Source organism: Brevibacillus nigriterrae (genome assembly GCF_049846925.1).
GTDB lineage: Bacteria > Bacillota > Bacilli > Brevibacillales > Brevibacillaceae > Brevibacillus_H.
Window position 1 is genome coordinate 175,467 of sequence record NZ_JBNCMT010000001.1, and the last position, 15,186, is coordinate 190,652.

General features: G+C 44.4%; 13 protein-coding genes. 1 reads left to right on the top strand and 12 read right to left on the bottom strand.

Translation table 11 applies throughout. The annotated features are described in order from the left end of the window. Positions 1-21 precede the first annotated feature (21 nt). Positions 22-1,071, top strand: a complete 1,050-nt coding sequence (locus tag ACPW7N_RS00940; protein ID WP_425649110.1) for a YkvI family membrane protein — start codon at positions 22-24, stop codon at positions 1,069-1,071. A gap of 51 nt (positions 1,072-1,122) precedes the next feature. Here ACPW7N_RS00940 and ACPW7N_RS00945 read toward each other — a convergent pair whose 3' ends face one another. The 12 genes from ACPW7N_RS00945 to rimO all read right to left on the bottom strand — a co-directional run bounded on the left by ACPW7N_RS00945 (position 1,123) and on the right by rimO (position 15,139). Further along, a complete protein-coding gene (locus ACPW7N_RS00945) occupies positions 1,123-1,989 on the bottom strand; it encodes a 2-oxoacid:ferredoxin oxidoreductase subunit beta (protein ID WP_425649111.1) in 867 nt (288 codons plus the stop codon). Further along, on the bottom strand, positions 1,961-3,742 hold the full coding sequence (locus ACPW7N_RS00950; RefSeq protein WP_425649112.1) for a 2-oxoacid:acceptor oxidoreductase subunit alpha: 1,782 nt from the start codon (positions 3,740-3,742) through the stop codon (positions 1,961-1,963). Before ACPW7N_RS00950 ends, ACPW7N_RS00945 begins: the two co-directional genes overlap by 29 nt. A 307-nt stretch (positions 3,743-4,049) precedes the next feature. Continuing rightward, entirely contained in the window at positions 4,050-4,988 is a 939-nt protein-coding gene (locus ACPW7N_RS00955; protein WP_425649113.1) for a dipeptidase, read from the bottom strand. Positions 4,989-5,125: 137 nt separating this feature from the next. After that, positions 5,126-5,386, bottom strand: a complete 261-nt coding sequence (gene spoVS / locus ACPW7N_RS00960; RefSeq protein ID WP_003385776.1) for a stage V sporulation protein SpoVS — start codon at positions 5,384-5,386, stop codon at positions 5,126-5,128. A 115-nt stretch (positions 5,387-5,501) separates the two neighbouring features. Next, positions 5,502-6,296: a TIGR00282 family metallophosphoesterase gene (locus ACPW7N_RS00965; RefSeq protein ID WP_425649115.1), complete on the bottom strand. Its 795-nt coding sequence runs from the start codon at positions 6,294-6,296 to the stop codon at positions 5,502-5,504. A gap of 226 nt (positions 6,297-6,522) precedes the next feature. Continuing rightward, positions 6,523-8,037: a ribonuclease Y gene (gene rny, locus ACPW7N_RS00970; RefSeq protein ID WP_425649268.1), complete on the bottom strand. Its 1,515-nt coding sequence runs from the start codon at positions 8,035-8,037 to the stop codon at positions 6,523-6,525. Between the two features lie 389 nt (positions 8,038-8,426). After that, the gene (locus tag ACPW7N_RS00975) at positions 8,427-9,074 is read right to left on the bottom strand and encodes a RecX family transcriptional regulator (RefSeq protein WP_425649116.1); all 648 of its coding nucleotides are present in this window, start codon (positions 9,072-9,074) and stop codon (positions 8,427-8,429) included. Positions 9,075-9,147: 73 nt separating this feature from the next. Then, on the bottom strand, positions 9,148-10,206 hold the full coding sequence (gene recA / locus ACPW7N_RS00980; RefSeq protein WP_425649117.1) for a recombinase RecA: 1,059 nt from the start codon (positions 10,204-10,206) through the stop codon (positions 9,148-9,150). Between the two features lie 143 nt (positions 10,207-10,349). Further along, positions 10,350-11,936, bottom strand: coding sequence for a DEAD/DEAH box helicase (locus tag ACPW7N_RS00985; RefSeq protein ID WP_425649118.1), 1,587 nt, complete (start codon positions 11,934-11,936; stop codon positions 10,350-10,352). A gap of 5 nt (positions 11,937-11,941) precedes the next feature. Beyond that, on the bottom strand, positions 11,942-13,186 hold the full coding sequence (locus tag ACPW7N_RS00990; RefSeq protein WP_425649119.1) for a competence/damage-inducible protein A: 1,245 nt from the start codon (positions 13,184-13,186) through the stop codon (positions 11,942-11,944). Between the two features lie 30 nt (positions 13,187-13,216). Next, positions 13,217-13,792: a CDP-diacylglycerol--glycerol-3-phosphate 3-phosphatidyltransferase gene (pgsA, locus tag ACPW7N_RS00995; RefSeq protein ID WP_425649120.1), complete on the bottom strand. Its 576-nt coding sequence runs from the start codon at positions 13,790-13,792 to the stop codon at positions 13,217-13,219. Beyond that, positions 13,793-15,139 carry a 30S ribosomal protein S12 methylthiotransferase RimO gene (gene rimO, locus ACPW7N_RS01000; protein ID WP_425649121.1) on the bottom strand — a complete coding sequence of 449 codons (1,347 nt, stop codon included), beginning with the start codon at positions 15,137-15,139 and terminating at the stop codon, positions 13,793-13,795. Between the last annotated feature and the right edge of the window lie 47 nt (positions 15,140-15,186).

The following is a 15,186-nucleotide window of genomic DNA, read 5'->3' on the forward strand; positions in this document are numbered from 1 at the left end:
ATGGTGGTAGGAGGGTACAAGATGCCAAACTCATGGAAACTTACATTTCAAATCGCTTTTACCTATATTGGAACGGTGGTTGGTGCGGGTTTTGCATCTGGACGGGAAATCATCGAGTTTTTCGTCCAATATGGCGTTCAGGGCTTCGTTGGAATCCTTCTCGCATCGTTTCTCTTTATTTGGTCAGGAATACAGGTGATGCTGGTTGCACGCCACATCAAAGCCACTTCTTATCACGATATCAGTATGTATCTGTTCGGCAAGCCGCTTGGAACGTTCTTTAATATCATTCTACTGACAATTCTCATCGGTACAACATCCGTTATGCTAGCTGCAACTGGTTCGATCTTCGTGGAGTCATTTCAACTCTCTCCACAACTCGGTATTTGGTTGAGTATGATCTGTATCTATATTGTCACGGTGAGAGGATTGCATGCGATCCATTCCGTGAACAGTTTTTTTGTCCCTATTTTGATCGGCTTTACCATTCTTGTTTTCCTTCATCATCAGCCTTGGGTCCAAACCGGATCTAACTCTGGTGTGATCATCGAAACAGCCAGGTCGTGGGTGTGGATTACCTCCCCCCTTTCCTATGTAGCATTAAACATCGCTCTTTCGCAATCTGTCCTGGTCCCTATGGGGCGAGAAAGCAAAGACCGTCGAACATTGATCTGGGGGGGCATTTTAGGCGGGTGTGGAATTGGCTTGCTGCTTTTACTAGCCTATTCTTCCATGCACAATCATTCGCCTCAGATATTGGAAGTAGAAATGCCGATGATTTTTCTTTTGACCGATATGGGAAAAGCAGCAGCGTATTTATTTGCACTCCTTGTGTTCGCTGAAATCTTCTCTTCGCTAGTTGCAAACGTATTTGGTGTCGTCGAGCAGATGAAACGATTTTTCAGCATCACACCCAGTATTATCACCATCTTCATTTTGCTTTTAAGTTATCTGATCAGTTTTATTGGCTTTAGTTCTCTTCTCTCTGTATTGTACCCTCTTTTTGGCCAAGTTGTGGTTATTTTTCTACTGATGCTGGGATACCGTCAATGGGAGCGTAAAAGAAAATAGAACCTCTCCAGTATTTGGAGAGGTTCTACTAATCAACCGAAGTTGAAGATATTATTTGAATTCTGCCACCAATTTCGCAAAATCTTCTGCAGAAAGGTTGATATCCTGGTTAGCAATCCCTTCTTCTTTGAAGCCTTTAACCGATTGTTCGTAGGATTTTTTCTCCGTGTCTTGATAGATCAAACCGGTTAACAAACCTTTGTGTTGCATAGAGAAGGACATCGCTTTGATACGATCATGTGGATCATAGCCTTCTACTGATTCAACAGGAACGATGTTTTCCTTGAACCAATCGTAAGTGTTCACTTTGTTGTACGTTACACATGGACTAAATACGTTGATCAAGGAGAAGCCCTCATGCTTGATACCAGCTTCAATCAACTCTGTCAGACCTTTCAAATCGCTAGAAAAAGATTGAGCAACGAATGTAGCACCTACGGAAAGTGCCAATTCAACTGGTGAGATCGCAGACTCGATAGAGCCGCCTGGTGTTGACTTGGTTACGAAACCTGCCGCAGAGCGCGGAGAAGTTTGTCCTTTCGTCAAACCGTAAATAGCATTATCCATTACGATATAAGTGATGTTCATGTTACGACGAATCGCATGAACAGTATGACCCATACCAATCGCAAAACCGTCACCGTCTCCACCAGAAGCGATTACAGTAAGTTCACGGTTTGCCATTTTCACGCCTTGAGCGATAGGAAGTGCACGACCATGAATACCATGTAATCCATAAGCATTGATATAACCAGAGATACGACCAGAACAGCCGATACCAGAGATAACTGCCAATTGCTCAGGCTCTAATCCTACATTTGCAGCAGCACGTTGAATCGCTGCTTGTACAGAGAAGTCACCACAGCCCGGGCACCAGTTTGGCTTTATATTATTGCGAAACTCTTTGAACGTCGCCACGCTTGATCAGCCCCTTAACACCTGTATAAATATCGTTTGGCAAGAACGGATTACCGTCATATTTCATAACCATTTCGATTTTTTCTGCATTGCCCAAGTTCATTTTCAACAAGCTGGAGATTTGTCCAGTGGCATTATTCTCAATCACAACCACTTTACGTGCTTTTTCAATCAACGGTTTGAGTGTGTTGGTTGGGAACGGATGCACCAAGCGAATATGAGCATGGTTCACCGTAAAGCCTTCTTGTTCCAGACGAGCTTTCGCTTCTTGTATTGTACCACCAGTTGAGTTGATACCAATGATGAGAACATCTGCTTCTTGATGTGGAGCATCAACCAACACAGGGTTTTTGAATGTAGATTCAACTGTGCTAATTTTGCCTAAACGTTTATTCGTTTGTTGGTTGCGGTTAATAGGACTTTCCGATGGACGACCTGTTTGGTCATGTTCTACCCCTGTTACATGGTGAATTCCGTATTTTTGACCCGGAATGGAACGAGGGGAAATGCCATCTTCAGTCAATTCATAGCGCTTGAACAATTGATCAGCAGGAATCTCAGGAAGATCGCCAGTCATCAATTTACCACGGCGGATTTCAACCTTGCTGAAGTCAAGCGGATCTGTTGTTTGTTTGCCAAGAGACAATGCAATATCAGTCATCAAAATAACTGGCACTTGATATTCCTCAGCGATATTGAACGCTTCTACAGCATCATAGAAACACTCTTCTACTGTGCTAGGAGCGAGGACAACTTTTGGAATTTCACCATGTGTACCATAGATCATCGCCATAAAGTCAGATTGTTCAATTTTTGTAGGAAGACCAGTGGATGGACCACCACGTTGTGTATCAACGATAACAACTGGTGTTTCCGTCATACCAGCCAAGCCGATAGCTTCCATCATCAAGGAAAGTCCAGGGCCGGAAGAAGCTGTCAATGTACGAGCACCTGCGTAGGCACCACCGATAGCCATCGTGATCGCAGCGATTTCGTCTTCAGTTTGGATAACGGTACCACCAAATTTAGGCAGTTTCTTAATCAAATATTCCATAACCTCAGATGCTGGCGTAATTGGGTATGCTGGCATAAAACGTACACCCGCAGCTACAGCACCGAGTGCAATTGCATCGTTACCGATCATGAACAGACGAGTTTGACCATCTGTTACCGGTTTTTCTAATTGGAAATCAGGAAGTTGGCCGCCTACAATTCCTGTAACGAACTCAGCGCCTTTTGCAATCGCTTCCATGTTCTTTTCTACAACTTTTTCACCTTTGCGCAAGAACATGTCTTCCACGATGTTGCGGTAGCTTTCCACAGAGATTCCCAGGATTGCACTGGTTGCCCCGATGGACACCATGTTCTTCATAAGGGAAGTTCCTAATTCATCCGCAATTTGTGTCAATGGTACGGAGAGCAGACGCACAGGCTTGAGGCCTTCAGGTAGCGTTGGATTGAACTTCGCATCTGCAATGATAATTCCGCCTTCACGTAATTCGTATGCATTCAGATCAATTGTCTCTTGGTCAAACGCGACCAACATATCAAGAACATCTGAAATTGCACGAAGCGGTTGTGTACTTACGCGAATCTTGTTGTTGGTGTGACCACCTTTGATACGTGAAGAGAAATGACGATAACCATATAGATGATAGCCCATACGGTTCATCGCTGTGGAGAAGATTTCGCCAGTACTCTCGATACCTTCCCCTTGCTGTCCTCCAACTTTCCAAGAAAGTTGACTAATCATGAAATTCCACCCCTTCAGAGACTGTGAAAGAAGATGCATCATCCATTCACCGATCGACACAAAAAACGGCAAAAACCGCTTTTTATTGACTGCAAGCAGTCACATCAAATTCTCATGAAAAACGTTGAGACGTCCCTCACTATAACAGACTGTAAAAGTCAATATGACAGCAAATGGATAAGATGTGAACAATGTGTGTATAAGCTTTTCCAATTGTAGTCCTAGCTCTGCAAAATTGCAAGTGCTTTTACTAAAATTACTTTTGGAATCATTCGAACGATGTACTTAGTTCATTAATCTTCTAATGTTATTGTAACACTTTTGTAAAAACTCGCAACCAATTTCCTCGTACAAATTTCTCCACTTCCTCCTGTTTGAATCTTTTCAGGAGGTTGTCTACTAATAATGTGTACTGTCCGGGACTAGTCAAATCCCCAAACAGGAGTTTTTCTCCATCAAAATCAGATCCAAATGAAACGTGATTCACCCCGCCGCGCGCACATATGTAATCAAGGTGCCTCAAGAGATCATCAATCCAGACCGTACGCTTTTCGGATGTGTTGAAGTACGGGATAAAGGAAAGTCCGATCACACCATCTTTCTGTATCAGTGCATCGATTTGTTGATCGGATAGATTGCGTACATGGTTACATAGCTGTTTTACATTCGAATGAGAAGCAATCACAGGTTTTGTTGAGAGTTCTAACGTATCCCAAAATCCTGGTTCAGCGATATGGGACACATCGATTATCATGCCCAATTGGTTCATTTCTTCAATAACCTTTCGACCAAAAAGACTTAGCCCGCCCGGATTCGGTTCGTGACAGCCATCAGCCACTTCATTGCGAAAATTCCACGTCAGTGTCATCCCTCGCACACCCAGACGGTGCAGTGTATGCAAATTAGTCAGTTGGCCTTCGATGGCCCCAGCCCCTTCTACAAACAGAATGGCACCGTTCTTGTCATCGCAAACAGTTATTTCTAAATCATTCTTTGACAAGATGAGCTTGTATCCAACAGGCTGAATTTTTGAGTAGTACAGATTGATCATGTCCAGCGTCGTTGTCAATCGTGCATGAGGATGAATTCGCTCGGGAACGTACATGGCAAACGCCTGAAATTGCACATTTCCCTTTTCCAGTTCTGGATAACTGGCACGGAGACGATCATCCTCGTCGGTAAAAGTAAGATCAGGATGTTCCAACAGCTTTAACAACGCATCACAATGTGCATCAAATATCTTCATTATTATTGTCCCCTTTTCCCCATTAGAATCGTGGCTTTTTACGCTTGTTGCAGCACAAACTTTCCATTAAAACGAAAAAACCTGTTTATTCAGTGAACAAACAGGTACTCAACACTTTATTTACTTTGGCTAGACTATCATCTGGGTTCTACAATTAGTTTGATGGCTGTACGCTCTTCCCCATCAATCACTATATCGGTGAAGGCTGGAATGCAGATTAAGTCGACACCACTAGGCGCTACGAACCCTCTTGCGATTGCTACTGCTTTAACAGCTTGGTTAAGCGCTCCAGCCCCAATAGCTTGGATCTCGGCTGCTCCGCGTTCACGAAGCACACCAGCAAGGGCGCCAGCGACAGAGTTGGGGTTAGACTTTGCTGAAACTTTTAATACTTCCATCCTTTGTACCTCCCGTCTGATAGAATAACTGTTTTCATTAAGATGATATTCGAATAACCCCTAAAAATTCCTTCCTTTTGACAGGGAAAATTCAAAAAATTCCGATCTAATCATATTATTCCATAAAGGGATACTCTGAGTCAATTCGGATTCGTTGCACCTTCAATGTTTTACCAGTTGTTTTATCAGCGGTAAATAATACAGCATTCAATTGTTTATTCCCAGAAGCTACCTCAAATCGAACAGGCAATTGTGTCAGAAATTTCTTGATCACCGCTTCCCGTTCCATGCCCAGGATGCCGTCCATCGGCCCACACATTCCTGCGTCGGTGAGGTACCCCGTACCACCCGGGAGAATACGATCGTCACCGGTTTGAACATGAGTATGAGTCCCAACCACTGCTGTAACCCTTCCATCCAGATACCAGCCCATCGCCTGTTTCTCCGACGTTGCCTCTGCATGGAAATCGACCAAGATGTATTTGGTGCGCTTGCGTGCTTGTTCGACAAGCTGATCTGCTAACTCGAACGGGCAATCCAACGGTGGCAAAAACGCTCTTCCTTGCAGATTGATGACAGCGAGTTCACCCTCCGGCACAGTTATGTAAGTGATCCCTTGGCCCGGTGCTCCTTTGGGGAAGTTTGCCGGACGAATCATCCTTGAATCTTGATCGATAAAGTCAAAGATCTCTTTGTTATCCCATGTATGATTGCCCATCGTAATAGCGTGAACACCTGCACCGTACAACTCTTTCGTAATTTTTTCGGTAATTCCTCGGCCGTTCGCCGCATTTTCTCCATTTACTACAATGACAGAAGGCTGGAATTTACGCTTCAATCGTGGAAGATACTCAACAACCATCTCTCTTCCCGGTGAACCGCATATATCCCCCAAAAATAAAATACGCATACCCTACACTTCCTTTACTGATTCAAGCCTACTATAGTTTTTCCTAAATTTGCAAGTTTACAACGAATGCCCTTAACTTATTCTTAAAAAACCCACTCGACACAAGAAAATAGCTGGCGGTCGACTAAACGCAACATCCGTGTTGCATCGTCGACACTCGCACGTCCTCTGCATCGTCGTGCGAGGCCCCAAACAATGCAAAAAAATAAAGTGGCATTCAGCCACTTTATTTTGCGTACTCTACTGCTCTCGTTTCACGGATCACGGTAACCTTGATGTGTCCTGGATAATCCAGTTCACTCTCAATACGTTTCGTAATATCACGAGCCAAACGAACAGCATCAGCATCATCGATACGCTCTGGTTGAACCATTACACGTACCTCACGACCTGCTTGGATGGCGTAAGATTTTTCAACTCCATCGAACGATTCGGAGATTTCTTCAAGTTTCTCCAATCGCTTGATATATGTCTCTAACGTCTCACGGCGTGCACCAGGACGAGCCGCTGATAATGCGTCAGCCGCACCTACGAGCATAGCGATAACAGAGGTTGGTTCGGTATCACCGTGGTGAGAAGCGATACTGTTAATCACTACCGGGTGCTCACCGTATTTCTTCGCTAATTCGACGCCAATTTCAACGTGAGAGCCTTCTACTTCGTGGTCGATAGCTTTACCAATATCATGCAAGAGACCTGCACGTTTGGCCAGCTTCACATCTTCTTTCATCTCAGCAGCCATTAAGCCGCAAAGATGTGCAACTTCCATAGAGTGCTTCAAAACGTTTTGTCCATAACTTGTTCTGTATTTCAGACGACCTAAAATCTTGATCAAGTCAGGATGCAAACCATGTACATCTGTTTCAAAGGTAGCTTGTTCACCATACTCACGGATGCGTTCATCCACTTCACGGCGAGCCTTCTCTACCATTTCTTCAATTCGAGCCGGATGGATTCGTCCATCTGCTACCAATTTATCAAGTGCCGTTTTTGCAATCTCACGGCGAATCGGGTCAAAACCAGAAAGAATAACAGCTTCAGGAGTATCATCAATAATCAAATCGATACCAGTAAGAGTTTCGAGTGCACGAATGTTACGACCTTCACGACCGATAATTCGGCCTTTCATCTCATCGTTTGGAAGTGTCACAACAGACACCGTCGTCTCGGCGACATGGTCTGCCGCACAACGTTGGATAGCAGTAGAAATGATTTCACGAGCTTTCTTATCTGCGTCTTCTTTTGCCTGTTGTTCAATCTCCTTGATCATGATGGCCATCTCATGCTTCACTTCATTCTCAACATCTGTGAGAATAATGTTCTTCGCTTCTTCTTGAGTTAAGCCGGAGATTCGTTGGAGTTCCAACACTTGCTCTTTATATAACTGCTCAACTTTAGCCTGCAGTGCTGCAATTGCCTTGTCACGTTCGGCCATTTCGTTCTCCTTGCGCTCCAGTTGTTCACTTTTGCGATCCAAGGATTCCTCTTTTTGAAGGATACGACGTTCTTGACGTTGAACCTCATTACGACGTTCTTTCAGTTCATTTTCAGCATCAGAACGAAGTTTAAACACTTCATCTTTTGCTTCAAGAATTTTCTCCTTCTTAACCGATTCAGCGTCACGCTTGGCATCTTCTACGATTTGTTTGGCTGCTTCTTCTGCACTGGAAATCTTTGCTTCCGCAATTGATTTCCGTATGAAGTAACCAACTCCGAAGCCCACTGCTAGCATAACGAGCATTCCAATTATCGTTACAGGATTTAAAACTTCCATGACTGTATTAATATTCACCTCCTTGCTGTTCAATCATCTCCCCTTGTGTAAGCTCTTGTGATTACCTGTAATAACACTGTAAGTTCATGATGGTAATGTAACAGGAGGTTATTTGATAGGTAACATAGGCTCTCAAAGAAAAACGTAGTCAGTTTAATAAACAGGACCGAAGCTATTCGGTCCCTGCTGAATCCGTTCTTTTGGAACGGTTGTTCAGTTTTTCGATTACGAATTAGCGAAAGAAATAGCGAAAATCATATGAAACACCACGTAAACACAAACCTATTTTATTATTTGGCTACGAAGCTTGTCAAGAAGCATAGCTCGTATCCTGCCATTTCTCTCCATTTTAGAACCTAATCTTCAAACAATCTACCCGATCTCGCTTCTTGTTTGATTTTTTGGACGATGGAATGAGAGAATCCTTTACGCATCAGGTAGGTCAAAAGTTTTGCTTCTTCTTTCATTGATAGAGGGATTTCCCTTCCTCTGCACTTCTTGATCGCCAGCTTGCGAGCGGCCATCACTTCATCATCCTGATCAATTCCTCTGAGCGCAGATTGAATAACCTGTGTGGTTATTCCTTTCTGCATTAGCTCCTGCCGAAGAGCAAAAGAGCCAAGTGATTTGTTGATCAACCGCTCCTGTACCCATTGTTTTGCAAAGGCTGTATCATTAAGGTACCCTTTTTGTTCACACAGTTCCCGAACTTCCACAGCCCGTTCTTTGGTATATCCTTTACCCATTAAATAAGTTTCAACCTGATGGCAAGACCTCGGCCGAATACCTATGTAACGGAGGGCAGCGAGGAAGGCACGATTCTTTTCTTCAGCAAGAAGTACTTCCTCATAAAGGTTCCCGTCGATTTCGGTACCTTTAAGCAGACTGTATTTCACCAGGATGTCTTCATGTACCTCAAAAGCAAGTTCTCCCTCGATGAATATCTCGTAACAGTATTTATTTCTTTTGTTTTGATGAACTGCGGTAATCACACCGCTTCTCATCAGCTTCGCCCCTCTCCGACTTTCCTAAGATATAGACAGCCTGCCGAAAACGGGCAGGCTGCTTGAATGCGTTCTATTCTAATTCAAAAGTAGGTTCGATATCTTCTTCTGGATCAACCTCAGGCGCTCCTGCAGGCACAGAATTCGGATTCAGGCTGTAGTATTCACGCACTTTCGTTTCGATTTGTGTTGCGATTTCCGGATTTTCCTTCAGGAAGAGCTTGGAGTTTTCACGGCCTTGTCCCAAACGATCTTCGTTAAAGGAATACCACGCACCACTCTTCGATACAACATCAATCTCGGCACCGATGTCAAGAATGCTGCCCTCTCTGCTGATTCCTTCTCCGTACATAATGTCAACTTCCGCAGTTTTGAACGGTGGTGCTACCTTGTTCTTCACAACCTTGATTTTTGTTTTGGTACCTACCACGTCATTGCCAAGCTTGATGCTCTCTGCTTTACGAACATCCAGTCGAACACTCGCATAGAACTTGAGGGCACGTCCACCTGGAGTTGTTTCTGGGTTACCGAACATTACGCCAACTTTTTCACGTAATTGGTTGATGAAGATTGCGATGGTTTTGGATTTATTAATAGCACCAGACAATTTACGAAGTGCTTGAGACATCAAACGAGCTTGCAGACCAACGTGAGAGTCACCCATCTCGCCTTCAATCTCTGCTTTCGGAACGAGTGCTGCTACTGAGTCAACTACGATGATGTCTACTGCACCGGAGCGAACAAGTGCTTCTGCGATCTCCAATGCTTGCTCTCCCGTATCCGGTTGAGAGAGTAACAGTTCTTCAATATTAACACCTAGCTTTGCCGCATATACCGGGTCAAGTGCGTGCTCCGCATCGATGAATGCCGCTTGTCCGCCTTGTTTTTGGACTTCTGCGATAGCATGTAATGCAACGGTTGTTTTACCGGAGGACTCTGGTCCATAGATCTCAATAATCCGTCCACGTGGGAAACCACCCACACCTAAAGCTATATCCAAAGCCAACGCACCGGTTGACACAGTTGAAATCTGAACGTTAGCCATATCTCCAAGCTTCATGATAGAACCTTTACCAAATTGCTTTTCTATTTGACGTAAAGCACTTTCTAATGCAGCGCGACGATCGGACAAAACCGACACTCCCTTTCAAATTTAACTCTTGCATTCATCATACATCGAGACAGAAGTGTTTGCCAAGTATTTTTTGCGAACAAATATTCGCATGGGACAAAAAGACCACTGCGGGAAAATCCGCAATGGTCTCAGGGTTCATTTTACTGTTTTTTGCCACGAGGTTTTGCTGGTTCCATGTTGATTCGCTTGCCATTAATTCTCGTCTGACGAAGCGCCTCGTAGACAAATGGAGCGACTTCTTCTGGAACTTCGACAAATGTGAAGTTCTCAAAAATATCAATTCGGCCAACTGCTTTGCCTGGAATGCCAACCGATTCCGAGATTTCACGAACCAGGTCTTGCGGCTTCATGTTTACATTACGTCCCACATTGAGGAAGAAACGAACCATGCCTTTTGCCGCACCTGTCTCTCCGAAGTTGTACAGTTCCCCTTCTTCACTACCTTCTACATCGCTATGGAAGGCCAAGTGAAGGGCAGCAGCCGCAATTTTCTCGGCTGGGTATTGCTCGCTCAAGTTTTCAGCGACTTTCAGGTACATATCAGCAATCGTATCGTTTTCGATTAATTGTACAAGCTGTTCACGCAGTTGCTCCTGTTTGCGTTCAGCAACTTCTTCTAACGTCGGTACATTGCGTGACAGAACGTCTGCTTTGGTCTGTCTTTGGATGATCACTAACTGCTTCATCTCGCGCGGTGTAACCAGTGTCATGGCAATCCCTTTGCGTCCGGCACGACCCGTACGTCCGATACGGTGAACATAGCTTTCGCTGTCTTGCGGGATGTCGTAGTTGATTACGTGCGAAACGTTGCCTACGTCGATACCACGAGCAGCCACGTCTGTTGCGATCAAGAACTCGATTGTGCCTTCACGGAAGGCTTTCATCACTTTATCACGTTGCGCCTGGGACAGGTCACCGTGGAGACCATCAGCAAGGTATCCACGAGCTTGAAGTGTCTCGGTCAATTCATCTACGCCACGCTTGGTACGGCAGAAGATAATGCCCAGTTCAACATCTTCACTGTCGAGAATGCGGCATAAGCTGTCCAACTTGTTGCGATCGAACACTTTATAGTACACCTGCTCGATGAGAGGAGCCGTTACTTCTTCCCGGCTGACTGCAATGGTCTCCGGCTTTTTCATATAACGATGCGCAAGGCGTTTGATTTCAGAAGGCATTGTTGCAGAGAATAGCAGTGTCTGACGTTCCTCATTAATATGATTAATGATCGTTTCGATATCTTCAATGAAACCCATATCCAGCATTTCATCGGCTTCGTCAAGAATCAACATATTCACATGATCCAGTCGAAGGGTTTTGCGACGCAAGTGATCAAGGACCCGACCTGGTGTACCAATGACTACCTGCACACCTTGTTTGAGTGCACGAATTTGATGGGTAATGGATTGACCACCGTAAATAGGCAAGGTGCGGATTTTTTTGTACTTGGCGATTCTCATTAGCTCGCCAGATACCTGGATTGCTAACTCACGTGTCGGAGTCAATACCAGTGCCTGAATTTTGTTAGATGGCGTCATCTTCTCGATCAACGGAATTCCGAATGCTGCTGTTTTACCCGTTCCTGTCTGCGCCTGACCAATCAGGTCCCCACCTTCCAGGATTTTCGGGATGCAAGACGCTTGTATCGGTGATGGCTCTTCAAACCCCATGTCATGAATGGCATTGAGAATGGTCTTATGTAAAGGAAAATCAGAAAAAATCGTCATATTTGTCACCTTTCTTTTAAACGTTGCAGCATGTAAAACATAGCAAACTTGGCCGCTCTGCCAATAATTGCCTGGCGCTTGCCTGCAAGATGAAGCTCTTTGACCTCAGTAGGCTTGCCTTCGCTTGCAAGTCCAATATAGATGAGACCAACCGGTTTTCCTTCCGATTGGTTAGGGCCAGCAACACCTGTAACAGAAATTCCATGAGTACTGCCTAACTTGCGGCGAACATTCTCAGCCAACAATTTGGCGGTTGCAGCACTGACTGCACCCTCCGCCTCCAAAATTTCCGTTGGAATGTCTACCAAGCTATGTTTACTTTCATTGCTGTAATTGATGATACTTCCCGGAAATACAGCGGATGAGCCTGACACAGAGGTGAGAAAGGAAGAAAGTGTGCCACCTGTACAGCTTTCCGCACAAGAAATGGTTTGATTATTTTCTAATAAAGTAGATATGAGTACTTCTTGCAGATTGGCATTTTCACCGACAGCATAAATATATTGACCTAATCTGCTGCGAATTTCCTGTTCCACGGGAAGGATCAGTTCATCTGCTTCTGAAACAGACGCTGCCCTTGCCGTAATCCGTAAAGTGACCTCAAATTCCTTGGCATACGGAGCAATCGTAGGGTTGTCTTGCTTTTCGATCAAATCTAATAAACGCTCTTCTAAAGCGGATTCGCCAATACCAAAAAAACGCAGAACTTTGGAATGGAAAATTTGTTTCTCCGGGTGTTGTTCCATCAAAAATGGCATCACGTACTTCTCTACCATCGGATACAGTTCACTTGGCGGTCCAGGAAGCAGTACGAAGACTTTGCCATCCTGATCAAACCCCATACCGGGAGCCATACCATGATCATTTGGAAAAATGATCGCCTGATCGATGACAAGCGCTTGTTTACGATTGTTCTGGGTCATCGTGATTCCACGTCGGACAAAGAAGTCTTGGATACGTGTCATTGCAGGAACGTCTTCATGTAGCCCGCGTTTGACGAATGCAGCCACCGTTTCCTTGGTCATATCATCCTGTGTGGGACCGAGGCCACCTGTAAGAATAACCAAATCAGCCCTTGATGTGGCAAGCTGAACTGCCTGCATCATCCGCTCACTGTTATCTCCCACTACGGTGTGAAAATAGACATTAATGCCAAGCTCTGCCAGCTTTTGCGACAAAAACTGAGCATTCGTATTTGCTATTTGTCCAAGCAGCAATTCAGTCCCAACAGCAATAATTTCTGCTCTCATATCTAACCAACCTCAACTTTAGTGTTTCCGTTACGAGTATTGAATGACATTTCGATTCTTTGCAAAATAATCATATCCGGAATAGATCGTGATGAGTACCATAGCCCACATCGCAATGGTTGCAAAGGGAAATCCAATCAGTTCAAAAGGAAAATTCCGAATCATCAACGCTACGATTGCCACGATCTGCACCCATGTCTTCAATTTGCCCAGTGCGCTAGCAGATATGACTTGTCCTTCTGCCGCAGCGACTAATCGCAATCCGGTAACCGCAAACTCTCTACTAATAATGACAATAGCAATCCAAGCCTCTAGCCGTTGCATTTCGACAAGCGAGATAAGAGCAGCAGAGATTAATAGCTTATCGGCCAACGGATCCAAAAACTTGCCCAGATTTGTCACTATTTTGTTTTTGCGAGCGATGTATCCATCAAGTCCATCCGTACTGGCGGCCAAGATAAATACCAATGCTGCGATAAGCTCGTTGTAAGTCATGCTGATGCTGCCGATCGAAAAGTGTCCGAAGCTATATTGAACGAGCAGGAAAAACATAACAGCTGGAACGAGAAAAATGCGAACAAGCGTTATTCGGTTGGCGAGATTCAATTAAATTACCTCCCCAGCCAAGTCGTATTCGTACGAGTGCGTAATCCTCACTTTCACGATTTTACCCAGTTCCCCCGTGTATCCAGTAACAAATACCTCTCCGTCAATTTCAGGGGCATCGTACTGGGTCCGGCCAACATAGATGTTATTGCGTCCTTCGTATCTCTCAATTAAAACAGGAATCTCTTTTCCGACCCAACGCCCGTTTTTCTCACGAGAGATTTCACGTTGAATTTCCATAAGCATGTTGGCTCTAAGCTCTTTGGTTTCTTCATCTACCTGGTCTGGCAGACGGGAAGCAGGCGTATCATCTTCATTGGAGTATGTAAACACACCGAGTCGATCAAACTGAATCTCTTTTACAAACTCACAAAGGTTTTGGAAGTCTTCTTCCGTCTCTCCCGGGAATCCTACGATTAACGATGTTCGAACCGCAACATCATCTACCCTGTCACGGATTTTCTGAACCAGTTCACGTGTGTCCCTTTGGCGTCCCGGACGTCTCATTCTCTTAAGGATCGCATCTTCCGAATGTTGCAGTGGCATATCTACATACTTACATACTTTGGAATTCGTTGCAAACACTTCAATTAATTCATCTGTAAAAAATCCAGGATATGCATAGTGCAAGCGAACCCACTCGATTCCTTCTACTTCGGACAAACGATTCAACAGTTCAGGAAGCATCTGTTTGCCATCGTAAATATCCGTTCCATAGTTCGTCGAATCCTGAGCAATCAAGCTGATTTCAATAATCCCCTGACTTGCCAGATGCTTCGCTTCTTCCACAATCGATTCAATGGAACGACTGCGAAATGCACCACGCATGATCGGGATACTGCAGAACGTACATGCGTTGTCACAGCCTTCTGCAATTTTGATATAGGCAGAATAGGTTCCTTCTTTAACTTTTCGCTTCACTACTTCTTCATAGCGGAATGCAGGATTACCAACATAAATTGGCTTCTTGCCTTCCAATGATTCTTGAATAATTTCTGTTATTGACATAAAGTCGCCGGTACCGACAATCCCATCCACTTCTGGGATTTCATTCAACAGCTCTTCCTTGTAGCGCTGAGTGAGACAGCCTGCAACAACCAGGGATTTCAGGTTACCAGACTCTTTTAATTCAGCCATATCTAAAATTTTTGAGACAGACTCTTCTTTTGCCGCATCGATAAACCCACATGTATTGACGATTACAACAGTAGCTTGCTCAGGGTCATCTACCAATTCATATCCACGCTCGTCAATTAAATGAGCCATCATGTCCGAGTCAACGAGGTTTTTCTCGCAACCTAGTGTCACGATTGCAACCTTTTCTTTCGATGGAACTTTCTCGGTCATCTCTTTTCCTCCAATGTACAATACCTGCCCAGATTTCACCTATCAAG